23 protein-coding genes are annotated in these 24735 nt (G+C 63.5%); 12 read left to right on the top strand and 11 right to left on the bottom strand.

Annotation, left to right across the window (positions count from 1 at the left end; all coding sequences use genetic code 11):
- Nucleotides 1-271: 271 nt before the first annotated feature.
- Complete coding sequence (locus HNQ40_RS10010; RefSeq protein WP_184679224.1) at nt 272-1198, bottom strand: phosphoribosylaminoimidazolesuccinocarboxamide synthase; 927 nt, start codon at nt 1196-1198, stop codon at nt 272-274.
- Between the two features lie 175 nt (nt 1199-1373).
- On the opposite strand from HNQ40_RS10010, the gene HNQ40_RS10005 reads away from it, so the two are divergent.
- The 4 genes from HNQ40_RS10005 (at nt 1374) to HNQ40_RS09990 (ending at nt 4624) form a co-directional block, all read left to right on the top strand.
- Entirely contained in the window at nt 1374-1874 is a 501-nt protein-coding gene (locus HNQ40_RS10005) for a MarR family winged helix-turn-helix transcriptional regulator (protein ID WP_184677701.1), read from the top strand.
- Between the two features lie 405 nt (nt 1875-2279).
- Nucleotides 2280-2789: a DoxX family protein gene (locus HNQ40_RS10000; RefSeq protein ID WP_184677700.1), complete on the top strand. Its 510-nt coding sequence runs from the start codon at nt 2280-2282 to the stop codon at nt 2787-2789.
- Nucleotides 2790-2887: 98 nt separating this feature from the next.
- On the top strand, nt 2888-3250 hold the full coding sequence (locus HNQ40_RS09995; RefSeq protein WP_184677699.1) for a SnoaL-like domain-containing protein: 363 nt from the start codon (nt 2888-2890) through the stop codon (nt 3248-3250).
- Nucleotides 3251-3403: 153 nt separating this feature from the next.
- Nucleotides 3404-4624, top strand: a complete 1221-nt coding sequence (locus tag HNQ40_RS09990) for a DUF2920 family protein (protein ID WP_184677698.1) — start codon at nt 3404-3406, stop codon at nt 4622-4624.
- 30 nt (nt 4625-4654) lie between these two features.
- Here HNQ40_RS09990 and HNQ40_RS09985 read toward each other — a convergent pair whose 3' ends face one another.
- Both HNQ40_RS09985 and pheS read right to left on the bottom strand, forming a co-directional pair.
- Complete coding sequence (locus HNQ40_RS09985; protein WP_184677697.1) at nt 4655-6169, bottom strand: hypothetical protein; 1515 nt, start codon at nt 6167-6169, stop codon at nt 4655-4657.
- Nucleotides 6170-6409: 240 nt separating this feature from the next.
- A complete protein-coding gene (pheS, locus tag HNQ40_RS09980) occupies nt 6410-7462 on the bottom strand; it encodes a phenylalanine--tRNA ligase subunit alpha (RefSeq protein ID WP_184677696.1) in 1053 nt (350 codons plus the stop codon).
- Nucleotides 7463-8663: 1201 nt separating this feature from the next.
- On the opposite strand from pheS, the gene lexA reads away from it, so the two are divergent.
- The 3 genes from lexA to HNQ40_RS09965 all read left to right on the top strand — a co-directional run bounded on the left by lexA (nt 8664) and on the right by HNQ40_RS09965 (nt 10646).
- Nucleotides 8664-9290, top strand: coding sequence for a transcriptional repressor LexA (gene lexA, locus HNQ40_RS09975; protein ID WP_184677695.1), 627 nt, complete (start codon nt 8664-8666; stop codon nt 9288-9290).
- A gap of 119 nt (nt 9291-9409) precedes the next feature.
- Nucleotides 9410-10093 carry a hypothetical protein gene (locus HNQ40_RS09970; protein ID WP_184677694.1) on the top strand — a complete coding sequence of 228 codons (684 nt, stop codon included), beginning with the start codon at nt 9410-9412 and terminating at the stop codon, nt 10091-10093.
- Between the two features lie 46 nt (nt 10094-10139).
- Nucleotides 10140-10646 (top strand): DinB family protein, encoded by a 507-nt coding sequence (locus HNQ40_RS09965; protein ID WP_184677693.1) that lies wholly within the window; start codon nt 10140-10142, stop codon nt 10644-10646.
- A gap of 40 nt (nt 10647-10686) precedes the next feature.
- On the opposite strand, the gene HNQ40_RS09960 is transcribed toward HNQ40_RS09965, so the two are convergent.
- A complete protein-coding gene (locus HNQ40_RS09960; RefSeq protein WP_184677692.1) occupies nt 10687-11199 on the bottom strand; it encodes a hypothetical protein in 513 nt (170 codons plus the stop codon).
- Nucleotides 11200-11409: 210 nt separating this feature from the next.
- On the opposite strand from HNQ40_RS09960, the gene HNQ40_RS09955 reads away from it, so the two are divergent.
- Complete coding sequence (locus HNQ40_RS09955; protein WP_184677691.1) at nt 11410-12270, top strand: LpxI family protein; 861 nt, start codon at nt 11410-11412, stop codon at nt 12268-12270.
- Between the two features lie 32 nt (nt 12271-12302).
- Here HNQ40_RS09955 and HNQ40_RS09950 read toward each other — a convergent pair whose 3' ends face one another.
- The 3 genes from HNQ40_RS09950 to HNQ40_RS09940 form a co-directional block, all read right to left on the bottom strand.
- Complete coding sequence (locus tag HNQ40_RS09950) at nt 12303-12761, bottom strand: hypothetical protein (RefSeq protein WP_184677690.1); 459 nt, start codon at nt 12759-12761, stop codon at nt 12303-12305.
- 86 nt (nt 12762-12847) lie between these two features.
- Complete coding sequence (locus HNQ40_RS09945) at nt 12848-13804, bottom strand: endonuclease III domain-containing protein (RefSeq protein ID WP_184677689.1); 957 nt, start codon at nt 13802-13804, stop codon at nt 12848-12850.
- 178 nt (nt 13805-13982) lie between these two features.
- Complete coding sequence (locus tag HNQ40_RS09940) at nt 13983-14747, bottom strand: type 1 glutamine amidotransferase (protein ID WP_184677688.1); 765 nt, start codon at nt 14745-14747, stop codon at nt 13983-13985.
- A gap of 225 nt (nt 14748-14972) precedes the next feature.
- Here HNQ40_RS09940 and HNQ40_RS09935 point away from each other — a divergent pair, with 225 nt between their 5' ends.
- Nucleotides 14973-15632 (top strand): 7-cyano-7-deazaguanine synthase, encoded by a 660-nt coding sequence (locus tag HNQ40_RS09935; RefSeq protein WP_184677687.1) that lies wholly within the window; start codon nt 14973-14975, stop codon nt 15630-15632.
- A gap of 162 nt (nt 15633-15794) precedes the next feature.
- On the opposite strand, the gene HNQ40_RS09930 is transcribed toward HNQ40_RS09935, so the two are convergent.
- From HNQ40_RS09930 to HNQ40_RS09920, 3 genes are all read right to left on the bottom strand, one after another.
- Entirely contained in the window at nt 15795-16262 is a 468-nt protein-coding gene (locus HNQ40_RS09930) for a hypothetical protein (protein ID WP_184677686.1), read from the bottom strand.
- 242 nt (nt 16263-16504) lie between these two features.
- Entirely contained in the window at nt 16505-17050 is a 546-nt protein-coding gene (locus tag HNQ40_RS09925; protein WP_184677685.1) for a hypothetical protein, read from the bottom strand.
- 4 nt (nt 17051-17054) lie between these two features.
- Nucleotides 17055-17696, bottom strand: a complete 642-nt coding sequence (locus tag HNQ40_RS09920) for an RNA polymerase sigma factor (protein WP_184677684.1) — start codon at nt 17694-17696, stop codon at nt 17055-17057.
- A gap of 134 nt (nt 17697-17830) precedes the next feature.
- Here HNQ40_RS09920 and HNQ40_RS09915 point away from each other — a divergent pair, with 134 nt between their 5' ends.
- Nucleotides 17831-18724: a hypothetical protein gene (locus HNQ40_RS09915; RefSeq protein ID WP_184677683.1), complete on the top strand. Its 894-nt coding sequence runs from the start codon at nt 17831-17833 to the stop codon at nt 18722-18724.
- Between the two features lie 79 nt (nt 18725-18803).
- Nucleotides 18804-19574, top strand: coding sequence for a superoxide dismutase family protein (locus HNQ40_RS09910; protein WP_184677682.1), 771 nt, complete (start codon nt 18804-18806; stop codon nt 19572-19574).
- 111 nt (nt 19575-19685) lie between these two features.
- Here HNQ40_RS09910 and HNQ40_RS09905 read toward each other — a convergent pair whose 3' ends face one another.
- The gene (locus HNQ40_RS09905) at nt 19686-20567 is read right to left on the bottom strand and encodes a CPBP family intramembrane glutamic endopeptidase (protein WP_184677681.1); all 882 of its coding nucleotides are present in this window, start codon (nt 20565-20567) and stop codon (nt 19686-19688) included.
- Between the two features lie 149 nt (nt 20568-20716).
- Here HNQ40_RS09905 and HNQ40_RS09900 point away from each other — a divergent pair, with 149 nt between their 5' ends.
- On the top strand, nt 20717-24583 hold the full coding sequence (locus HNQ40_RS09900) for a DEAD/DEAH box helicase (RefSeq protein WP_184677680.1): 3867 nt from the start codon (nt 20717-20719) through the stop codon (nt 24581-24583).
- Nucleotides 24584-24735: the final 152 nt, after the last annotated feature.

Genomic DNA, 24735 nt, shown 5'->3' with positions numbered 1-24735 from the left:
GGGGGATGAGGTGTGAGGGACGAGGGATGAGCCGGTCGGGCTGGTGTGCCTGTTGCGGTGGTGGGCGGTGCCCACCCTACGAATCACATACCCGCGTTCCATGAACGGCGTCATAAAAAAGCGAACCCACGCGTGGCGCTACGTGGGTTCGGGGGATCAACGAATCGCGCTGATCGAAATCGGGTTGTTGTTTCACACGGCCGGTAGAACAAGTGGCCGGGTCAGTGAGTTGAAGCTCAGTTAAGACACTTCGTTTAACTCATACTTTAGTTTAATCATCCAACGCGCTTCCGGTCAAGACTTCATACGCTTGACGGTATTTATTTGCGGTGTTGGCCACGACGTCATCGGGCAGCGCGGGGCCAGGCGGTTCTTTGCCCCACTGTCCCGCATCCACGAGCGCTTGGAGGTGGTTGCGCACGTACTGCTTGTCGAAGCTGGATTGATCACGGCCGACTTCGTAGTCATCCGCGGGCCAGAATCGTGAGCTGTCGGGGGTCATGGCTTCGTCGATGAGGATAGGTTGCTTCGATTCGCTATCGACGGGGATTCCGAACTCGAACTTGGTGTCGGCGAGGATAATGCCGTGCTTCGCGGCGTGGTCGTGGCCGAGTTGGTAGAGGGTCAGCGTCAGGTCACGCAGCGTGGTCATGAGTTCTTCGCCGACGAGTTCGCAGGCGCGTTCGAAGCTGATGTTCTCATCATGCCCTTCTTCGGCTTTGGTCGCGGGGGTGAAGATCGGCGAGGGCAGCTTCTCGCATTGCTGCAGCCCTTCGGGCAGCGCGACGCCGCAGACGCTTTGGGTCTTCTGGTACTCCTTCCAGCCGCTGCCCGCGAGGTAGCCCCGGGCGACGCATTCGATGGGCACGACTTCGCAGCGCCGGCCGAGCATGACCCGGCCCCGGAGCGCGGCGCGTTGCGCCTCGTCGAGGCCCGCGATGTCGTTGGCGTCGGTGGAGATGAGGTGGTGCGACAAGCGGTCGCCGAGTTCCTGGCCGATCTTGGCGAACCAAAACTTGGAGAGCTGGGTGAGGACGCGTCCCTTGTCGGGGATGCCGGTGGGCATGACCACGTCGAAGGCCGAGAGGCGGTCCGAGGCGATGAGCAGGGTGACGGGTTGGCCGTCGGTGGTGGTGGCGTCGTAGACATCGCGGACCTTGCCTTGGCGGTGGTTGTCCAGGGGCAGGTCGGATTGCATGAGGGTTTGGGTCACGGTCGGCTCGGTGGGTTAGAGGTCTAACGGGTCGCGTGGTCCCGCCAAAACGACAACGATACCGCATCCCGCGCGCAAAAAACTGGAAATGTGGAATCGGGCGTCTAAAATAATCGTTGAAACACTTAATTGAACCTGCCACCGCCCCTAGACTCCCACAATGACCCCACCCAGCCTCCAACACGAACTCAAGAAGCAGCAGCCCTTCGACTGCCCCGCGGAAGAGGCGTACCTCAATCTCGCGCGCACGGCCGGGGCGTTGTGCGGTGAGTTCAATCAGCTGTTCAAGGCAAACTGCTTGTCCGAGTCGACGTACAACGTGCTTCGGATCCTGCGTGGGGCCCAGAAGGTCGAGGGCCTGCCCGGGCTGCCTAGCCTGGAGGTGGCTGAGCGTCTGGTGACCCGGGTGCCGGACATCACCCGGCTGGTCGACCGGCTGATTCAGGCGGGCCTGGCCCGACGGACCCGGGACGACGCGGACCGCCGGGTGGTCATCGTCAGCATCACCTCCGAGGGGCTGGCGCTGCTGCGCAAGCTCGACAAGCCCATCCGCCAGCTGCACGAGAAGCAGCTCGGGCACCTGTCCTGCAAAGAACTGACGGAGCTCAACCGCCTGCTGGAAAAAGCCCGGCAGCCGATGGCGGACGCCGACGATTGTTAAAGCCTGTTCCGGGGAATTTGATCGCACACGGTTCTGTTGTATCGCCCTCGGTTCTGACGGGGAGGGCGAGGCTCCTGCCGAGCCGAGTCGTTTCGTTGACACGTAGCCCGGGGGTGGCCGGGGCAGAGTCCGCGATGCCCCGGAACGTGTCACCAGGGCAGAGTTGAATGCATTCGCTTCCGGGCTTCGCCAAGCCTCAGCCCCGGCCACCCGACGTTTCGGCGACACGCGGCTCGGCAGGAGCCTCGCCCTCCCGTATAACCGCTGGCTGAAAATGGGGGGTCTGATCAAGAAACGGGGGGTCAAAAATTTTTTCGCTGGCGCTTGATATTTGTTTCAACAAGCATATAGTTGTTTAAACAATTACATTACCCTCCCCCCCACCGAACACCACGGAGACCCGCCATGAGCACCACGACCCCCAACACCACCGATCGCCTGACCCTGCCCACCCGCATCGCCGAGCCCGCCCGCGACACGGGGCTGCTCCTGATCCGCGTGACGCTCGGCGGCCTGTTCGTTTTCCACGGCAGCGCCAAGTTCACCGCCGGCATCGACGGCTTCGCGGGCTACCTCGACAGCCTCGGCGTACCCTTCCCGCTGCTCAACGCCTACCTCGCGGCGGGCACCGAAGTCGTCGCGGGCGTGGCGGTGGCGCTGGGCCTATTCACCCGGCTGGCGTCGATCCCGCTGGCGTTCACGATGGCGGTGGCGTTCTTCACCGCCAAGGGGGCGCAGCTGAGCGCTCAGGGAGGCGGGGGCGAGTACCCGCTGGCGCTGGGCCTCGTGGCCGTGGCGCTGGTGCTCACCGGCCCGGGTCGATTCAACCTGACCACGCCGCTGCTACGCCTCATCGGTTCGAAGCGCATTGCGCTGCAAGCCAAGCATGCTTCGGCGATCGCGGTGAGCGCGTAAACCATCCAAGTCCGTAAAACCCAGCGACGCGTGGCGTCGCAGCTAATGACCGAATCAATCCTGAATCCAGCCCACCCGCAGAAACAAAGGAAAACGCTATGTCCACCCCCAACGTCCGCCTCCACGAACTGCTCGACTTCATCCGCAACGGCCGCATCATGGACGCGATGCGCGAGTTCTACGCCGACGACGTGGTCATGTCCGAGCCCGCCTACGGCGACACCGTCGGCCTCGCGGCCAACCTCGAACGTGAAGAAAAGTTCGTCGCCTCCGTCGCTGAGTTCAAGAACTTCGAAACCCCCGCCGTCGCGGTCAGCGGCACCGCCGGGCTGTACGAAAACGTCATGGACTGGACCGACGTCAACGGCAACGACATCCACGTCGAACAAACCGTCGTCCAGCAATGGAAAGACGGCAAGATCGTCAGCGAGCGTTTCTACTACGACACCGGCAACGCGTAAGGCGTTTCTCCATCATAGGGTGGGCACCGCCCACCACGTATCGGTCGTCACCCAACATGCGGTGGGCATTGCCCACCCTACAACCCCACTCTCAAACGAGCCCGTCTGCTCCCCGCGGACGGGCTCTTTCTCTTTTCGCGTTACCCTACCCTCGTGCCGACGCATCACGTCTATCACTGCCCCGCCCCGCCGGATGTCGAGCTCGGGTTGCCGCGTGCGAAGCCGTTGCGTTACGACGTGGCCTGGCCGGAGGCGCGTGACAACAACCAACTCCCCGGGCTGCTGCTGCTCATCCCCGGGTTTGGGCAGGACAACGACGACGGTTACCTGCGCGCGTTCCGCGAATGGGTTGCTGAGCAGTTCGGCATGGGTTGTGTGACCGTGAGCTACCACGGCATCCACAACCGCCCGCAGCAAGGGGCCGAGCGCCTGTTCGCCCAGGACGACCTCATCCGCCTGGCCCACTTCTGCCAAGACCACGGCATCGCCTGGCCCCAGCCCCCCGAGGTGCCCGACCTCATGCAGTTCATGGGCCGACTCGACCACATGCACAACCAGCGCAACGCCCAGGCGCAAGCCCAGGGCCAACCTCTGCAAACGATCATCCTCACCTGCGGCCTCCGCAGCCCCGACGGCCCGATCAACCTCGGCCTGCCCCAGGCCCTCGACCACCTCGCCGCCCTGCACGACCTGCATCAACACCACCCCTTCGATCCCGCCAACGTCATCGCCCTGGGCAGTTCCCACGGCGGCTACCTCGCGGGACTCATCAACAAGCTCGCCCCCAATACCCTGCGTGCGGTCTTCGACAACTCGGCCTACGCCGCCCTGCCGCTGCGTTACGTCGACAGCCGCACCGCCAACGCCGGGCCCGACTTCTTCGAAAATCACTCGCCCACGTTCCGCTTCGCCTACTTCGTGGCTTCCGGGTGGAGCCTCGACCCGCAGGCCGACAACGCCTACCACGACGACGCCCGCCGGCTCCGCGACCTCGCCCACCCCGCGCATCTCGACACGAGCTATGCCGACGTCTCCCGCCCCGCAGCCTTGCGTTGTGTCCACGCCCCGAACGACATCATCGCCCCGACCGACGAGAAACAGGCCTACGTCGAAGCGTTGCAGAAGCGGGGCCTCGACGCCACGATGAAAATCTTTACCCAAGCCGACATCGACGGCCGCTACGTCAAATCCCTCGACCACGGCCTGGGCCTGAGCCTCCGCACGTTCTTCCAAACGCAGCTCGAAACCCTGCTGCCCCTCAACCCCGACCACCGCAACGACGCGGCGCGAAGCACCGCCCTCTGCTTCGAGGGCGACCGATCGAGCCTGACCATTCAGCACACGCCCAACGGCGTGCAGGCCGCCCTCGCCTAGCCCCGAACAGCAACCCGTGTACTTGGCCGATCAGTCGTACGTCAGCTCGGCGGCGCGGACCGCCTCGGCGAGCAGTTCATCCAGATCCGGCGACTCTTCCCACAGCCAACGCGGCTGGATCGCGATCGTATAACCCTGCACCATCGCTTCTACCACGCGTTGGCTGTGCGGCTTGGGGTTATCGATCGGGTCGGGCGTCATCTGGGAATGGAGCAGCCGAACGACCTCGCCGCTGAGTTCGTTCCGCCGAAACACGTTGGGGTGGCGGTGGTTGCGCAGGTACCAGCGTTCTTCCACCACGATGTGCGTGTCTTTCCAGTGGGGAGCGTCGCGGTTGGGCCAGGTCTCGATGTACACCCGCACGCCCCGCTGCTTGATCATCTCCGCAAACTGGTGGCTGTAGCTGCCCTCGGGCGCCACGGAAAACGAATCGAAAGCGATACTCATCCCTGCGTCGAGTGCCGGGCGTATGCTTTCCTCGGCCCGGGCCATCCAGCCGTCCCAGTCGCCCGCGGCTTCCAGGGTTTCGAACTCATCCAGCCGGGCCGTGCCGAAATACGCGATCACTTCAACCGGCTCGCCCCCGGTCAGGTCGCCCCGCGTGACCGGCAGCCAGGTCTCGACGAAGTCATCCACCAACCAGTCCAGCCCCGCCTCGCGGGCACGGATCACCTGATCGAGTTCCATCGGCCACTGGCCATCTTCGCCAAACGGGTTGTGCAGGTGCACCCGACGGAACCCGTAGTCCAACGCCGGCTCAACGTAACGCGTCCGGAAGCCCGGCCAACCACTCGCCGCAAGATTCCACCCCACCGTCCGACGATCCAGACGCGTCGAGCTGTTGCCAATCAGAAAATACGCCGTGAGCTGTTGGCGGTACTTTTCGATCAACGCGGGGTCCGGCTCCGCAGACGTTTCCGGTTCGGGCTCCGACGCTTCTTCGACAACCGGCGCTTCCGCAACGGGCTCTGCATCCACCGGCGAAGGCGCGACCACTTCAGCATCTCGTTCAGGACTTTCCGGAACCAGCACATCTTCAGCGGTGCGCGACGAGCTGCCCGCAGTCCGCCGACGCCGTGTGCTCGGCTGAAGCTCTTCGGTAGCCGGCACCACCGCGCCCGTATCACCCGCAGGCTCAACACCCACATACGTCACAGCCGAGCCACCGCCCATATCCCCGGGATGTGGCGGCAGGTCTACCACCCGCGGCTCATCACCCGACGCGGCGGGCAACACGCTTCCGCCCTCCACCATGTACACCATCCCCCCGGCCCGCTCCGCCACCCTCGGCTCGGAACTTCTCACCCCTTCCACCGCCGCGGGCCAATCCATTGACACTGCACCACCATCCGCCAAGGCCACCACCGGCGCAGCGTCATACTCCCCCGAAGCAGACGCCAACACCGACGCCGGCTCGAACTGCGACAGCGTCAACCCCGCCGCCGCGCCACAAACCGTGACCCCGGCAAACAAACACCGGAGCACCCACGCCGTCGTCGGCTTGGCCGCAGTCGTTTCAATCGATTGGTTTCCTGGACGGTTCATCGTGTTGTCTCCGCTTCCGCCACACATTGCGTATGGCTTGGGGACCCGACCTTCACATCCCGCAAGCTACGCATCCAGCCCCGCGCGACGCCAACCCCACCACCGCGCGATCTGTGAATCTCGTGCGACTCTGCCAAACGTTACGCCTGTAACGGTCGTGCGGATCAGCAAAACCACAGCCACCGCGCTCCGTTTCCAGGACGCTGATCGCCTACCCCCGAAACGATTGAATCTCACCGATCAGAACTGCCGCAGGAACCGCACATCGCCTTCATACAGCCAGCGGATATCCGCGATGTTGTGCTTGCGCATGGCCAGCCGTTCGATACCCAGGCCGAACGCAAAGCCGGTCCATTCTTCCGGGTCGTAGCCCACATGCTCGAACACCGCCGGGTCGACCATGCCGCACCCGCCGACCTCCATCCACTCCAGGCCCTTGCCCAGGTCGATCTTGACGTACAGCTCGGCACTCGGCTCAGTGAACGGGAAGTAGCTCGGCACCAGCTTCACCTCCGCGTCCTCGCCCCAGTACGCCTTGGCGAACTGGATCAGCGTGGTCTTGAGGTCCACCATGCTCACGTTCTTGTCGACGTAGAGCCCTTCGATCTGGTGGAACATCGAAGAGTGCGTCGCGTCGTGTTCGTCCGGCCGATACACCCGCCCGGTCGAAATGATCCGCACCGGCGGCTTCACGTTCTCCATCACCCGGATCTGCACCGTCGACGTCTGCGACCGCATCAACGCCGGCGACTCCGAAAGCCCATCGCTGCGAAGCTGCGATGCGGCTCCCTTCTTCAAATAAAAGTTATCCAACGGGTCCCGCGCCGGATGCGTCTCGGGAATATTCAGCGCCACAAAGTTGTGATAGTCATCCTCAACCTCCGGCCCCGTCTCCACATCAAACCCCATCCGCCCAAACACCTCGACCAATTCTTCGATCGTCTGCGCAATCACATGCCGACGCCCCAAGACCGCCCCCGCCGCGGGCTGCGTCACATCCACCAAAGCCCGCCGCTGCGAAGCTGCGGCGCGGTTACCCCCACCCGAGCCGCCCCCCAACGCCTCCGACTTCGCCTTAAACGCCTCTTCCACCGCCGCCCGCGCCGCGTTCGCCTTCTGCCCAAACTCCCGCTTGTCCGGCCCGGGCACATCCTTAATCAGCCCCATCAGCCCCTTGACCGCCCCCTTCGAGCCCAGGTACTTGATCCGGAACGCCTCCAGCGCCTCCGCGTCCCCCACCGCCTCGAGGTCCGCCGTCGCCGCCGCCGTCAATTCATCAATCTTCGTCAACATCCCCCCAAGATACCCTCCCGCCCTAAAGCCCGCCGATGCGCAGCTTCGGCGGGTTCCAACTAACCCGTGCACCCCCTCCCGGCGTGCGGGCTTCAGCCCGCATGCACCCCCCCCACAATCGCACCCCCACCCCAACGCCAAGACAAAGCCGAACCGCCATGTCCCAATAACCCCACTCCCACCCCCCAATCGCACCCAAGTCCCATAACCCCCACCCCCCCTGTATAACCGCTCATTTCCCAAACAAACGCCCTAACCCCCGCTTTTAAAAAACCTTGAACCAATCCTTGACGTCTGGAACCCGTTCGGTTAACGTCTACCGAACAGATTTTCGCTTTTTCCCTCAAGGAGCCAACCCCCGACCGTCGAAGACTAAAGCGGCCAAGAACACCCCGACCCCAACATCTTGGGGCAACACAATGTTCATCCCACAATCAAGGGGCAGGCCACACAAAGCGACGCGATTCATCGCGTCCCCCCCAAAACCCAAACCTCGACCGTCACCCTAACCCCGGCTCCCAGAAAGCGACTTCCACCATGCCCACCCCCCTCGTCATGCTCGGCTCCGGCGACTACGCCACCCGCCTCAACGTCAAAGGCACCCGTCTGATCAAGACCAAGGGACCTCAGGGCAACACCTCCACCAACCCCGACCCCGACCAGGCCCCCAACCACTTCGGCTACCACCGCCAAACCTTCAACCGCGGCAAATTCTCCCCCACGAAGCGACGCGATTCATCGCGTCCCCACCGCGAGTCCGACACCTTCAACCTCACCGCCCCCCTCCACGCCGCCGCCGCCTGGCTCCAACTCCAATCCCTCACCCTAAGCGACCTCGCCCAGACCCACCACCAACTCGCCGCCGCCCTCCCCACCCCCACCCCCAACCCAAGCCAAGGGCTGCGGAGCAACGCGACAAAGCCCCGGATCCCCCAACCCAAAACCCTCACCCCCGACCAACCCCAACAACCCGCCTTCGTCCGAGCCCTCCGCGCCGCCAAAGCCAAGCTCCGCGCCCAACAACCCGCCCCGCGCATCGCCATCACCCCCGTCCCCGTCGACTTCGTCGACGCCCCCGCCCTCGCCCCCACCCCAAGCCGAGGGCTGAGGAGCAACGCGACAAAGCCCCGGATCCCCAACACCTCATCCCCCAACCCCCAACCCCTCACCCCCCAGACCTCACCCACCCGGAGAGACCCCAATGAACCTCACGCCCAAACAGCTCAAAATCCTCAACCGCATCCGCGAAACCCGCTTGACCCGCGGCTATTCGCCGACGATGCAGGAACTCGCCGACGAGCTGGGCGTCTCCAAGGTCACCGTCTTCGAACACGTCGAAGCGCTGATCAAAAAAGGAGCCCTCAAACGGCAGGCCAACAAAGCCCGCTCTTTGGAAGTGTCGCCTGACCTGGACCTCCCCGACGAAACCTCCAACACCAAGCTCCCCCTGGTCGGCTCCATCGCCGCCGGCTCCCCCATCGACGCCATCGAAGACCGCGAGCACCTCGACCTCGCCGAGATCTTCGCCCCGCCCCGCGGCACCGTCGGCGGCAACACCTTCGTCCTCAAAGTCCGCGGTGACTCCATGATCGACGAACACATCCGCGACGGCGACTTCGTCATCTGCGAAAAACGAAACGCCGCCCGCAACGGCGAAACCGTCGTCGCCCTCCTCGACACCGGCGAAGCCACCCTCAAAAAACTCTACCGCGAAAAAGACGGCCGCATCCGCCTCCAACCCGCCAACGACAAATACGAACCCCGCTACTGCCAACCCGAAGAAGTCCAAATTCAAGGAACCTGCATCGGGGTCGTGCGGACCTATTGAGATTCATCAGATCGATTTACGCTAAGCGTTGAGACTTTTCAATGGGCATGCGAGCTATCTGGGGCGTGTATCGAGGGTGTAGCGTTGAACAATTCAATGCTGCCCTGGATTCTGTTTGCTTGGACTTCAATGCAACTTTTATACGTCGCTCTCCTACCGATCTGAAGGATGCCCCTGACCCCTGGATAGAAATCACGCATCAAGGCGTAGTCCATACGGTCCAAATGCCTTACCAGAGCTTGGACTTTCAATTCCGAGAACGGCTTGGTGAAGTCTTGAAACTCCCTTGGCTCGAGTTACGCATCCAGGAAGGTCATCACTGGGATTACTCCCTTTACCTCGGCAATCAGCATCGACACTGTTTCAGCTGTGCACCCTGGTACTGGGGATTCTCTGCTCAAGAACAAAAGTCACGCCGTGGAAATCCCAAGGAACTGGCATCGCTCTGGGATATGGATGTAACGGAAATCAACCGCTACCTCCATTGCTGGCCTGAAACGATTGATGAAGATGATCCATCCACCGAAGTTAGTCCAGGGGTGACCGTTCAAAAACTAGACTTGGAGCAAGCCCTTTCGCCTCGCACCAAGCCGACCGACACACGGGCCTATCCAGGGGACAAGTTTACGATCGGCGATTACGACCAAATTTTCGACTTCATGTCCGCCCTGGGTGTACACCCCGATGTCGGCTCGTTCCAGACCCGCAACCTCCACTTATTTGAGCTTCCGGATCAACTAAGTTCCACCGCCAACAAGCAGACACTTGCCCAACGTTTCTTGAATCTATTCAGACGCCGCTAGCGGCTCAAAGCCTTTTTGGAGTTATAGCAATCAACTCCCATTCCACATGAACATCCTTGACCGCCTACTTCGACACGATGCCGACACGACGCGGAAGTTGCTGCAACTCGCGGCGGGATTGAGCGATGAAGACTTGGATAGAACCTTTGACCTCGGGCTCGACACGCTGCGAAAGACCTTCTGGCACATGATCGATTGCCACGAATCCTGGCTGGATCAGATGAAGGGTCGGCCCGCTCGGGATGAGAACTGGCGTGCAGATATTTCGGTGGCGGAACTCATCAAGCGGCATGATGCGGTATGCGAAGAGCTTTATGCGTTTGCCAAGGACATCGAGGACAACAACCGGCTGAACGAAACGTTTATCGACCACTGGATGGATCCGCCCCGACGCAAGACCTTCGGCGGCTGCATCGTGCATCTGGCGACCCACGCGATGCACCACCGGGCCCAACTGCTGTTCATGCTCCGAAGGCTTGGCGTCGAGGGCGTGCCCGAGGGTGATGCCCTGACCTGGGAAAACCAAGCCCGCGGCGGCTGGGAGCCCGCATAAAGTGCGGCATCCCAAGCCTTGCCAGCCGCACCACTCCCGTTTACCGATCCAACTCCACCGCATCCTTACCGGGGAACCACAGCATGATCATGATCGCGACGACGTAGAACGTCATGCCCACCAGCGCCAGGCCCGTCGCTCGGCGGAGCGCCTGTCGGCGGCGGTCGCGCTCAGCGAGCACCGACCGGACGCCCGGCAAGCCTTCGTCGAGTACTTCGCCGGTGACCCATTGGATCCGCGTCACCTTTGCGAAGACGAACCACGCCGCGGCCATCACCGTCGCCACGCCCAGGATGATCAGCCCCTGGGCCAAGCGGTTCGTCCCCGCGATGATCCGGCCCGAGAACCCCGTGGTCGTGATCACCACCGCACAAAACGTCAGCAACACCCCCGCCCGGCTATGCAACACGTCGAACTGACCACACAAAATGTCGTGCACCGTCTTGGCCTGCGGATCCGCCGCCAGCCGCAGGATGCGCTCCGCCTCGCCCCCCGCCGCGGGACGCCCGGGCTCGGGGCTGTGGGTTTCGGTGCCGGGGTTTGCGTCTTGCATCGCCCCGATTCTAAACCGGCCCCCGCTTCCCGTCCCGACACCCCACGCGTCCGGGCCAAGGTGGTCTGCTTGCGGTCCGGAACTGGTCTGGAGCCAGGCCAGGCCACCAAAACCAGACCAGTTGCCCCCGCCTCACGTCTCACCACTCACGCCTCATGCCTCGCTCCTCAACCCTCACGCCTCACCCCAGCGTTGGATTACACTACCCCGATGGCTGAACCGCTAGGAATCATCGCGGGCAACGGGCAGTTGCCTCGGCTCACCGCCCAGGGCATGCGGGCGGCGGGGCATCGGGTCGTCATCGCGGGGATGGCGGGGCAGTACGAAGACGCCCTGCCGGGCGTCAGCGACGACTTCGTCAAGGTCGGCGTGCTGCGCGTCGGCGAGTGGGCGCGGAAACTCAAGCGGATGGGCGTGTCCCGGGCGGTGATGGTCGGCGGGGTGGACAAGGCGTCGCTGATGTTCATGCCGTTCTGGAAACGGGTGCTGGTGATGCGGCCCGACTGGACGGTGGCGAAGCTGTGGTACCGTATCTTGCGACACGACAAACGCAGCCAAACGCTGCTCACGGCCGTGGCCGAGGAGCTGCGCAAGGCAGGCATCGAACTCATGGACAGCACCCACTACATCCCCGAGCACCTCGCCGACGCCGGCGTGATGACCACCCACCCGCCCACCAAGACCCAGCAGGAAGACATCGCCTTCGGCTGGCCGATCCTGATGAACATGAACGATCTGGAGATCGGCCAAGCCATCGCCGTCCGCACCCATGACGTCGTCGCCGTCGAAGCCATCGAGGGCACCGACGCCATGATCAAGCGGGCCGGCGACCTCGTCGGCAGCCGCTCCAAAAAAGAAGACGGCGGCTGGACCCTGCTCAAGGGCGCTGGCCCCCAAAAAGACCTCCGCTTCGACGTCCCCACCATCGGCCTGCAAACCATCGAAAACCTCAAAGCCGCCGGCGCGGGCTGCTTAGCCGTCGATGCCGGGCGGGTGATTTTTGTGGACAAGGAAGATGTGCTGAAAGCCGCCGACGATGCGGGCATCGCGATCGTTGGAGTTCAAGAATAGAAGTCGGCTTAATCGAAAACGAACTTGCCGAGCTAGATTTCGAGCAACTCAACAAATTCTTCAAATGACTGGCTGATCTCGCGATAAATACAATTCTTGCCCGAATGCCAATCCATTCCGATCACACGAGGCGTGTCTATACCCGTGCGATAATCCAAAGCAATTCCAACATCATCGCCGGGACGCTCATTCACCACAATAAATATGAGTTTCTCCACATCCGCCCACGGAAGCTCACGTTCGCCTACCAATGCCCCTCGATATTCAGAGAAATAAGCATGCTCTGATTCATCCGGCCCCATCAAAGGGCCTGAATTAAAATCCATAGATTCCCGAGTAGTCAGAAATATGATTGGATCATGGATAAAAGGAATCTTGCGGAGCATCACCTCATCACCAGGATTACTCCACCGGCCGGCTTGAATCAGTGACATAAGCAATGGAGGCAAGGGAAGTTTTTCTCTTAACCGGTCAACATCTTTCTTAGACACGATTCATGTACCTCCAGAAGGCTTTGCCAGCATCGACTAAATCGATGATCACCCGAAATTAGTCCATAAATATAGCTGGTGATACTTCACTTCAACACCGCGGCGGTGAATTGGGTACCGGTGGTGTCGCGGTCCCAGCGCCAGGCGGGGCCGTAGCGGGTTTGGTAGTCCTCCCAGAGTTCGAACCAGTAGGCGAGGAATTGGTAGGGGGCGAACTGGCCGTAGTGTTTTTCTATTTTTGCGTGCAGGCGTTTGAGGCCGGCGGCGTTATCGCCCTTGGGGCGTTTGACGTTGTAGTGCAGGCAGAAGTGGCGGTAGGTCTCGGTGTCGATGGCGAGCTTGTCGTAGCGGCCGACGAGGTGGCAGAGGTTGGCCGCGGCGTAGGGGCCGAAGCCGTGGAGTTCGAGGAAGCCCTCGTAGATCTCGTCGGAGTTGCGCTCGGCGGCGGGGGCTTCGAACCAGTCCAGGTCGAGATCGCCGTCGGCGACCATGCGGGCGAGGCGGATGATGCGGTCGGCCCGGTAGCCGACGCGGCAAAGGTCTTTGAGGCGTTGTTCGCCGAAGTCGGCGAGTTGCTCGGGTGTGGGGAAGCCGCCGTGGCCGACGTGTTGGACCATGCGCTGGTTCATGACGATGGTGTTGCGCCAGGTGACGTTGCAGGACGTGATGGTCTTGACCATGTCTTCGAAGAGCGAGGGCGAGCGGAACATGCGGTCGAAGCGGCGCCTCTTCGCCTGGGGGTGGACCTTCCGCCAGCCGCGGTAGTCTTCGCCGAAGCGGAACATGCGGGCGACTTGTTGCTTGAGGGTGTCGTGGTCTTTGCGGGGGACGTCACGGTCGCATTGAATGGCGAGCTTGCCGTCTTTGCGTTGGCGGATGACGGTATGCACCAATCTTCCGGCGGAGGTGCGGAGCGGGCGGTGCAGGACTTTCTTGTCGATGAGCCAGTGGTTGGGGGCGAGGATGAAGTAGCCGTAGGAGCAGACGGCGCGGTGGAGGTCGAAACACTTGGATGGGGGTGTGACGGTTAGCGTGGTGGGCATCTTTATGATTTCACGTTGTGATGTGTCGTGGCTGCGAGATTTTAGACGGCGGAGCGCCTCCGCGGCGAGCGGCAGGGGCAGAGCCCCTGCCGCTCGCCGCGGAGGCGAACGAGGCATGAAAACTTATCCCGCCGAAGCTTTGCATCGGCGGGCTTTAGGGTTGATTAAAAAGTTGAACTTACGACGCGTGGAAGTTGTCGACGTTGGCGCCGCTGGGGGGCAGGCGTTTGTCGAGCGGGAACATCAGCGTGGCGAGGTTGTTGCAGATGCGGTCGCCGAGGTGGCGGTAGGTGTCGTAGTGTTGGTCGAGGCTGAGGGTGAGGTCGTCTACGGTCGCGGTGCCCGAGCCGTAGAAGTCGGGGTCGTCGACGAGGATCATGTCGAGCATCTGGCGGGTCCACTCGAAGTGGTACTGGAAGCCGTAGGTGTTGAGGCCGACTTTGAAGGCCTGGCACTTGCAGGCTTTGCTGCCCTGGAGAGGGATGGGGGTGCCGCCGGGCGGGGCCTTGGTGACCTCGCAGCCGTGGGCGTGGAACATGGTGGTTTTCCAGGGCACACCGATGAGGACCGGGTCGGTGGTGCCGAAGAAGGTGGACTCGACTTCGCCGAAGCCGATCTCGGGGGTGTCCATGTGGCCGACTTCGCCGCCAAGCGAGGTGGCGATGAGTTGGGCACCGAGGCAGATGCCCACCACGGGCAGGTCGGCGTCGTGGGCGTTCTTGATGAAGTCGAGCTCGGGCTGCATCCAGTCGTGTTGGTCGACTTCGTCGGTGTTCTGCGGGCCGCCCATGCAGATGACGCCGTCGACGTCGTCGAGGTCGAACGGCACCGAATCGCCGTTGTGGAGCTGGATGATGCGCAGCTTGTGGCCGTGCTCGTTGAGCACGTTGCCGAGTCGGCCGGCGGTTTCGAGGGGGTGGTGTTCAAAGACGACAATAGCCATGACCGGAGTCTATCAGATCGGGATTGAGGAGCGGATCGCCAGTCGCGGCTTGATGCCTTACTCCTCCCCCTTGAGGGGGAGGACGGGTGGAGGTGCGGAGTCCTGGTGATGTTTCGAGTGCTCGGCACCCTCCCCTAGCCCCTCCCTCAAGGGAGGGGGATCATTAGCGCCCGTCATGACGGTGATATTGGGGCGGGCCGCGGCGAGTGGCCGATAATGTTGTCGATGGCCAGCCGACGACACATCGCGATCCTGCACAGCGGCGGGCTGCGGAGCCTGGTGGCGACCGCCCGTGTGCTGAACCAACCCGAACCCGTTCGGCTGACGCTCATTCATGTGCACGACGGCCGGGCCGCCGGGCCGCAGCGGGTCGAGCACCTGCGTCAACAGGCCGACTACTACACCCTGGCGCAGCCCCAAGAGATCGAGCTGCCGCATCTGTACGAGGACCCGACGCACCACCAGCCCGATGGCCGACCCGAAGCGCCGCTGGCGACGCCTCAGTTGCTGTTGGCCGCGTTGGCGACGGCAACAGAGATCGGGGCTGATGAACTGCACTGGCCCGCCGCGGTCAACGGCAAGATGGACGCCACCGCCAAAGCGCAGGAGCAGCAGTTGTTGATCCAGCAGCTCGCCGAGGCCGAGGCGCCCGCGGGGGTGTTGGGGCCGGCCGGTCCGAAGCTCGTGACGCCGCTGCTCAGCTACACCGATTTGCAGGTGATCGAGCTGGGCACGGGGCTGGGCGTGCCGTGGGAGTTGGCGTGGAGCTGCGTGCTGGATCAGGAGACGCAGTGCGGCGGGTGCCCGGCGTGTCAACGTCGTCGTGCGGCGTTCCGCGCGGCGGGGGTGATCGATCCGGTGTTTGCGCCGGCGGGTGTGCGGTAAGCGCAGCGTGTACGAAAAACGTTTGATGGCCGTCAGGGGCTAAGCCGCAAGCGGCTTATGTATTGCGGCACACTGCGGGTTGATTCGATCACGCAACGAAAAACAGCAGCGATCTGCGATCGCTGGCTAAACGGTTGTGATTGAGTGATCAGATCAACGAGCTTACCACTCGGGACCGGCGAGTTCGTTGATGCGCTGCTCGATGAGGTCTTTGCGGTCGTCGTCGCGGTCATCGAGGCTCTGCTCGAGTTCTTCGAGCTTCTTCTTCAGGGCCTCGATTTCCATCGCACGGATCTGCTGGCGGACGTCGAACTGCTCCGCAACTTTGGTTTCGAGTTGCTCGTAATACTCTTTGTACAGCTTTTTATCGTCGGCCTTGCGTGCTTCGCGCATCTGCTTGACCAACTGCTTGGTCTGCTGATCGAGGCTGATGTCCTGCATGCGCAGCTCGAACATGTCCGGGTCTCGTTTTTGGAGCTGTACGAGGAAACGGATACGGGGGAAGCTGCGCTCGAGGGTCTTTTTGAATTTCTCGGGGTCTTCATCGCGCTGAGCTTCGAGCTTCTCCGCCATATTCGGGTAGAGGCGGACAAGGATGCCGTAGGCGGCGTCGAGGTCTTCGTCACTCATACGGGGACCGCGGCGATCTCGGTCTCGGCCGTCACGCCCTTCTCGATCGCCTTCCACGATGGGAGGGCCGCCCTCGCGCGGGCCAAAACCATCTCCATCACCCCCGGGACCGCGTTGGGCCCAACTGATGACACAGACCGCCGACAGCGTGAGTGCCAGCGTCGACAAAGCGGTCCAGCGTTTGAAGTTGATCTTCATAGGAGCTCAATCGGCTAGGCCGCGGTCAATCCGCGAACCGGGGTTTAGAAGTACCACTCCAACTCGTCGGCGATGTCGTCGAACGTGTCCATCGCGATCGCGTTGTCGAGCGCATCCAACGCCTCGTCGCCCCAGCCTTCGGTGTCCTGAGCCAGGGTGACCTGCATCGACAGCATATCAATGCGGTCGTCGATCCACTCGACTTCGTTTTCGGTTTCGGCGAGCTCGGCCAGGAGCGATTCGAGCGCGACGCTAGGATCCACGCCTGCAACATTGTGTGTAGGTGGAACCGGATCGGTCGTATCGGATTCCTGGTTCGCCACCCACACCCCGCCGATGACCAGGGCGAACAGCAGCACCGCGGCGATGGAGCGCCAAGGCACCCCGCCGCCGATGCGGCCGATGACGGCGGGCGCTTCTTCAAAGGTCTCACTCTTCCCGCCGGGCAGACGGTCGGCGGTGGCCGCGAGGATCCGGTCGTTGAGTCCCACGGGCAGATCGGCCGGGGCCAACGCGTCGTCCAACAACGCGTCCAGCCGGGGGTCGGTCGGCGTCGATTCGGTCAGGTTGTCGGGGTTGAAGTCGTTCACGGGGTTACGCTCGTTTTCTCTCGGGTTCTTCTTCGGTCATCAGCTTCTTGAGTTTGCCCAAGGCTCGGTGTCCCCGGGCGAGCACGGTGCCCAGGGGTTGGTCCAGTGTTTCGGCGATCTGGGCGAAACTCAGCCCAGCGGTGTGCCGGAGGTGCAGGATCTCGCGGTCGGCTTCGGGCAGTCCCGCGATGGCTTCTTGCAGCCGGCCGACCTGCTCGGCCCGGCTCAATCGCTCGGCCGGGTCTTCGCCCAGCCCGCCCTCGTCGCTCGACGCCGCGAAGACGCCCAATCCCCCGGTGTTCGCTTCGCCACTCGGCGATTCGCCTCGGCCGGCCCCGGGGGTCATATCCGTTGGCCGGGCCTGCCGTTTGCGGCGACGCATCTCGTCCCGCAGCTTGTTCATGGCGATCCGAAACAGCCAGGACTCGAATCGCCCCTGTTCCGCGTAGCCGTCCTTGGCCCCGAGCTGGTCCACCAGCTTGACGAACGTGATCTGAGTGAGCTCTTCCGCTAACTCACGGTCACCACAATGTTTAACCAGCAAGCCAAACACACGGCCGCTGTACGCGGTGACCAGGTCACGCCACGCATCGGGGTCTCCCGACGAGGCGGTCCGGAGCGTCTGGGCTACATCCAACTCTGGCATACACGCTCCTGAAGCGTCTAACGCACGCCCCGGCGGGTTATTGCAACCCCCGGCCAAAATCCGGGGAAAACCCGAGTTCCCCATGATCCTCTAACTGCTTCACTGAACTTGGATTAACCATACAATATCCCGCCTTGGCTTACGAATCCCCCGATCTGAGCGACCCCCATCACGTCATCGCCCTGTTCCGCGGCGCGGCTGAGGCGTTTCGCGACTGCCCCCTCCGCCGGGGCAACACGATCCACCTGCCCGACCACGGCCGACTCACCGCCACCGGCGACCTCCACGATAACGCGCTGAACTTCCAACGCCTCCTGAAATTCAGCCAACTCGGCGAAACCGACGACGCCGGGCAAACCGTGGATCAGCACCTGGTCCTGCACGAAGTGATCCACGGCCCGCCCACCTTCAGCGGCATGGATTTCTCCATCCGCATGATCGCCCGTTGTGCCGACCTCAAGCTCCGCTACCCCAGCCACTTCCACAGCCTGCTCTCGAACCACGAGCTGGCCCAGCTTCGCAACGAGGGCATTACCAAAGAAGGCATCAGCGTCTGCGATGTCTTCGACCAGGGCATCGAAAACCTCTACGCCCAGGCCGCCGAGGACATCCGCGAGGCGTTCGATGAGTATGTCCAGTCGCTGCCGCTGGCGATCAAGTGCGCCAACGGCGTGATGCTCAGCCACAGCCTGCCCGCACCTCGGCGCATCGAAGCCTTCGATAAGACCGTGCTGGACCGCGAATCCACCGAGCAAGACACCGCGCCCAAGGGCTCGGCGTACGACATGGTCTGGGGCCGACACCAGAACAAGAAGATCACCGACGAGCTCGCCGAGGCGTGGGGCGTGCGGGCGTTTGTCGTCGGCCACCAGCCCGCGGAGATGGGCTGCGAGCCCGTGGCGGACAACACGCTGATCATCGCGTCGGACCACAACCACGGCGTCGCCCTGCCGATCGATCTGTCGTGCAGCTACACGCGGGACGAGTTGATGGACGCGGTGGTGCCGTTGGCGGGCGTGCTGCTCTGAGTCCGTGATTTCACATCGTTTTTTCTTGGGTTGGCCGTAACATCAGGTGGACCCACGATCATTTATTCAGGAGACCGCCATGAACCGCACCTTCTCGCTTTGTGTTGCCCTGCTTGCTGTTGGGCTGTTTGTTGTTATCGCCCAAGGCAACCCGCTGTCGCAGATCAAGCAGGCCGCCAACGAAACCCGCGACGCCGCCGAGTCGAAGTCGGAAGAAATCGCGAAGGAAGCCGAGGGGCACGAGAAGCACGATGAACACGCCAGCCATGACGACCATCACGATCACGCGAAGCACGACGATCACAGCCACGGCAAGCACCACGACGACGATGATGATGATGATGACGACGACGAGTTCGAGGTGGAAGTCGATCACGCGGTCGCCATCATGATCCCCACCGAGGGCAACAACGTCCGCGGCGTGATCCGCTTTGATCAGACCAAGATGGGCGTCCGCGTCACGGCCAGCGTGTCGGGGCTCAACCCCAACCAGAAGCACGGCTTCCACATCCACGAGTTCGGCGATATCTCCGACCCCGCGGGCAAAGCCACCGGCGGCCACTACAACCCGCAAGGCCACGACCACGCCCTGCCCCACGACCATGGGGCCGGCCACGGTCATGCCCACGCGCGACACGCCGGGGACCTGGGGAACCTCCAGGCCGACGCGGACGGAAACGCGACCTTCGACCAGACCTTCGACAACATCAGTGTCTTCGACGACGACTTCAACCCCATCATTGGCCGCGGCGTGATCATCCACGCCCAGCCCGACGACGGCGGCCAACCCACCGGCAACGCCGGGGCCCGCATCTCGCAGGGCGTCATCGGTGTCGCCAACACAAAGTAAAGTCCCACGATGATTTCACGAAAGCCCGCGGATGGCGCAGCCTTCCGCGGGTTCTTTTTTGCGCCCACTCAATGGCCTGTCCACGCTAAGCCGCAAGCGGCGTCGAACCCACTACTCCGACCACCCCTGCAGCACGATCAGGATGTTCAGCCCGTTGAACGCCGCGTGCACAAGGTAAACCGGCAGCAAACTCCCCGTCTTCTCGTACATCCACCCCAACACGATCCCCAGCATCATGAGCCCGGGCAACGCGTGCCACGACACCGCTCCAATGTGCACAAACGCGAAGATCGCCGAGGCGATCAGGATGGTCGCCCACCGGGCTTTACGCCCCAGCACCTCGAGCAGCAGCGTCTGCAGCAGCCCGCGGAAGACGATCTCTTCCAGGAACGGTCCCACCACCACCGCCGTGACGATGATCGTGATCTTGAGTTGGAGGTCGGCGTCTTCCAACTGCTTGAGCATCCCGTGGTTCACTTCGGGAGACGGGTGGCCCGCCGCGGTCGCCACGCCGTTGACCGTGAGCAGCGTCGCAAAGGTAAACAGCACCCCCACCGGCGTACTGACCAAGGTGTAGACCAGGTCCCGCCCGGGCTGACGCGGCACAAAGCCCGCCTTGCGTAGCCCCGCCTCGGTCATCCACGCCTTGCCGAAGAAGAACACCGCCCCGCCGATGAGCGCCAGTGCGGAGACTTGCTGGATGCCCAGCGACACGTTCTTGGGCCAGTCGATGAACTGTCCGCCCAACCCGATCAAAACCTTGTCGAGAAAGATCATCCCGACCAGGCCGAAGCCGATGACGATGTCTGCGTGGGTGAAATCGATCTCGCGCAGCGGTCCGCGTCGCAGCATCGGGCCCTGCATCTTCACCGCGACGACCACCATCGCCAGGATGACCACCAACGCCGCGCCCCAGATCGCGCCGTCGGGCCAAGGCGGCACCTCTTCAGCCCCGAGCGTTGGGGCGGCCAGGTTGAACAGACTTTGAATCAAAATTCACGGTTCCTGAGGGTCTGAGGCACGTTGAATGATGAAGCGAGGTTACCTAAACTGAGTGATTCGCGGTTGCTCGTCTCACCGACTTTGGGAATTCCATGCTCGTATTGCCGTCTTGGTCGCCGTTTTTTCAAAGCCACGTCCGTATGCAGGGGAGAGCTCTGCAGCTCGCCGGGGCCGTGCAGCGCCTCAAACCCACCGACGACTCCGGGGACGATGTGCTCCTGCGGGCCGAGGTGAAGGACAACGGCGAGGTCCACACCGTCGAGATCACCAAGGAAGACAAGCGTTACGCCGTCGCCGAGTGCACCTGTGACGACTTCGCCGCCGGGGCGTTCTGCCGGCACATCTGGGCGGTCCTGCTCGACCTCAACGAACACGACACCGACGACGACCACGAGGGCGTCACCATCAGCGACCTCGCCCGCCTGCGCCTCCGCGCCCCCAAGGCCCGCAAGCGCGACGACTCGGCCCGCCCGGTCCGCAGCGCCGAGCCGCAGTGGATCGGACGGCTCTCGCTGCTCCGCCCCACCTCCGCGGAGAACGACGCGGAAAACTCCGACGCCGTTTCCATCTTCCCGACCCAGCGTCAGGTCTGCTACGTCATCCTGCCCGAGCTCTCCAACCGCCACAACGGCCTGGTCGTCGACCTGCAGCAACGCACCGCGATTGCCTCGGGGTGGAGCAAGCCCAAGCCGCTGCGCGTCGGGCTGGACACGATCGACACCCTGGCCGACAAGGCCGACCGCGAACTGGTCAGCATGATGCTCGGCGCGACCTGGGTCACCCAGAACGAAGCCAGCCAGAGCTACCGCCTGGACCGCGGCCACCACACCTACCGCATCGCCCCCGGCAGCCAGCGCATGCTCCTGCAGCGCCTGATCGCCACCGGCCGATGCTTCGTGGAACTCGACGAAGACGAGACCAACAACCGTACCAACCAGCGTCCCTTGCGCTGGGCGGGCAACGATCAGCCTTGGAAGCTGTGGATGGTCGCACGCCAAGGCGCGGGCGAGTTGCTGGTCGACCTGCAGCTGCGTCGGGCGGGCAAGCGTATCGCCGTGACCGACCCCGAGATCGTGCTCGGCGGACGCGACGGCCTACTCGTCAACACCAACCCCGTCGAAGCGACCACCGGCAAGTCCGGGCGGTCCCGCTTCCCCTACGCATTGGCCGCGCCGTTCGACGACCGCGACGCCTACCGCTGGGTCAGCCAGTTCCGCGACCACCGCTATGCGGATGACGATGCGGTCGCGGCGGATGAAGCGACCGAAGCGCTCGACGAGCCGATCAGTGCCTCGGCCCTGCGCATCCCCGCGGAGGATGTACCGCGGTTCCTCGAACGTCTTTACCTGTTGCCGCAGCTGCCCGAGCTGGACCTGCCCGAGGGCATGGGCCGCGAAGAGCAACTCCTTGAGCCGGCTCCGCACTTGGACCTGTACAGCCCCGGCTCGGCCGAGGCCGCCGAGCTGATCTCGGGCAGCGGCAAGAGCAGCCTGGTCGCGCGGGTGTGGTTCGACTACGCCGGGCAACGCGTGAACCCCGCCCGCAAGGGACGCTTCGTCCCCGTGGGCCCGGCCAAGACCGGCGCGGCCGGTGCAAGCGCCAGCACCGACCCCACGGCCCAACCCGCCGTGGTCGGCGCCGCCGCGGATGCCGAAGACACCGCAACCAGCGGAGCCCCCGCCGAGGAAGAAGCCCAGCAGTCGGCCGTCGCGGTCGAAGACGCCGAGGTCGCCGACACCGAGTCGGCCGACGTCGTCGAAAACCTGGACGACGCCAGCCCGGACGAAAAACTCATCCGCCGCAACCTGCGTTCGGAGCGCGAAGCCATTGCCGCGACCGCGGGACTGGGCCTGCGCCACACCGCTTCGCCCACCGGCGACGTTCTCCTGGTGAGCCCCAAGCAGATGCCGCGGGCCGTGGCGTCGCTGCTCGCTGAAGGCTGGATCATCTCGGCCGATCAAAAAATCGTCCGCGCCGCCGGGCCGCCCGCCCTGTCGATCGCCTCGGGCATCGACTGGTTCGAGCTCCGCGGCAAGGTCACCTACGAACAGACGGATGGCACCGAGCAGGAGTTCACGCTCCCCGAGATCCTCGCCGCCGCCCGCTCCGGCCAGAACATGATCACCCTCGGCGACGGCAGCCAGGCGCTCCTCCCCGAGCAGTGGCTCGACGAGCACGGCCTGCTCACCGCGCTCGGCCAAATCGAGGGCGACCACCTCCGCTTCAAGTCGTCGCAAGCCGCGATGCTCGACGCCCTGCTCGATGAGAAGGACCTGGTCGAGATCGACGACCGCTTCAAGCAGGCCCGCGAACGCCTCAAGCAATTCGAAGGCATCAAGCCGCTCGACCCCGCGCCGGAGTTCGGCGGCAAGCTCCGCTCCTACCAGTCCGAAGGTCTGGGTTGGCTGGCGTTCCTCCGCGAGTTCGGCATGGGCGGCATCCTGGCCGACGACATGGGCCTGGGCAAGACGGTTCAGGTCCTGGCGATGATCCAGGGCCGGACGCTCGGCCACGCCGACCACATCGACCCGCCGCTCCTGCTCAGCGACGACGACGACAAGGTCGCGCCCACCGCCAAGGCCAAGAAGAAGCCTTCGCTCATCGTGGTGCCGCGTTCGGTCATCTTCAACTGGCTCGACGAGGCCCAGAAGTTCTGCCCCGAGCTCAAGGTCCTGGCCTACTCCGGCCCCGACCGCGCGGCGATGCTGCCCAAGTTCGACGACTACGACCTGGTCGTCACCAGCTTCGGCCTGATGCGGCGCGACATCGACAAGCTCAAGGAAAAAGCGTTCGACTACGCCGTGCTCGACGAGGCCCAGGCGATCAAGAACCCCTCGTCGCAGTCCGCCAAGGCCGCCCGCCTCTTGCAAGCCAACCACCGCCTGGCCCTCACGGGTACGCCCGTCGAGAACCACCTCGGCGACCTGTGGTCGATCTTCGAGTTCCTCAACCCCGGCATGCTCGGCGCCAACGCCCGGTTCAGCGACCTGGTCCGCGGGGCCTCCAGCAACGCCGCGGCCGACAAACTCAACACCCCGGTCAACGCCGAGGGCCAAGCCCAAGCGGTCATGGCCGACAACGGCGAGGGCTCGCCCGAAGACGAAGACTTCTACCTGCCCGAAGAGCAGAAGGGCGACGCCAAGGCCGACACGGTGGCCCAGGTCGCCGCGGCGCTGCGGCCGTTCATCCTGCGTCGCACCAAGACCCAGGTGCTCGACGACCTGCCGGCCAAGACCGAGCAGACCATCATCTGCGAGATGGAGCCCGCCCAGCGCAAGGTCTACGACCAGATGCGCAAGTACTACCGCGGCACCCTGATGAAACAGCTCGACGACACCCCCGCCAACAAGAACAGCAAGGGCGGCGAAGACGCGTCGGGCAACGGCGTCGGTAAGTCGGCGTTCATGGTGCTCGAGGCGCTCTTGCGTCTGCGTCAGGCCGCGTGCCACCCCGCCCTCATCGACAAGGAAGGCATCGACTCGGGCGACGAAAACACGCCCTCGGCCAAGCTCGACACGCTCAGCGAGATGCTCGCCGAGGTCATCGACGGCGGCCAAAAAGCCCTAGTGTTCAGCCAGTTCACCTCGATGCTGTCGCTGGTCCGCAAACGCCTCGACGAACTCGGCATCCGCTACGCCTACCTCGACGGCCAAACCCGCAACCGCAAGCAGGTCGTCGAGCAGTTCCAGGAAGACCCGGACCTGCAGGTGTTTCTGATCTCGCTCAAGGCCGGCGGCGTGGGCCTGAACCTCACCGCGGCGGAGTACGTGTTCATCCTCGACCCGTGGTGGAACCCGGCCGTGGAGGCCCAGGCGATCGACCGGACCCACCGCATCGGCCAGACCAAGCCGGTCTTCGCCTACCGCATGATCTGCGAAGACACCGTCGAGCAGCGCATCATCGAGCTGCAGCAACGCAAGCGCAAGCTCGCAGATGCGATCGTCGGCGGTCAGCAGAACCTGCTGCAGAGCCTGACCCGGGAAGATATCGAGCAGCTGCTGTCATAAGCCCCGCCTGATTTCAGCACCCGCCCGTTGGGTAAAACCTGGGGATAGCGATCCCCAGCGTCTGTTTATTGCTGCGCAATAGGCATGAAAACATGCTCGATCACGCAAAATTGGTGAATACCCTTTGCCCCGCACCCGCGGTAGGGCTATGG

Source organism: Algisphaera agarilytica, from assembly GCF_014207595.1.
Classification (GTDB): Bacteria; Planctomycetota; Phycisphaerae; order Phycisphaerales; family Phycisphaeraceae; genus Algisphaera; species Algisphaera agarilytica.
The sequence above is the reverse complement of the archived record's forward strand: the minus strand, read 5'-3'. Positions and strand labels throughout refer to the sequence as shown.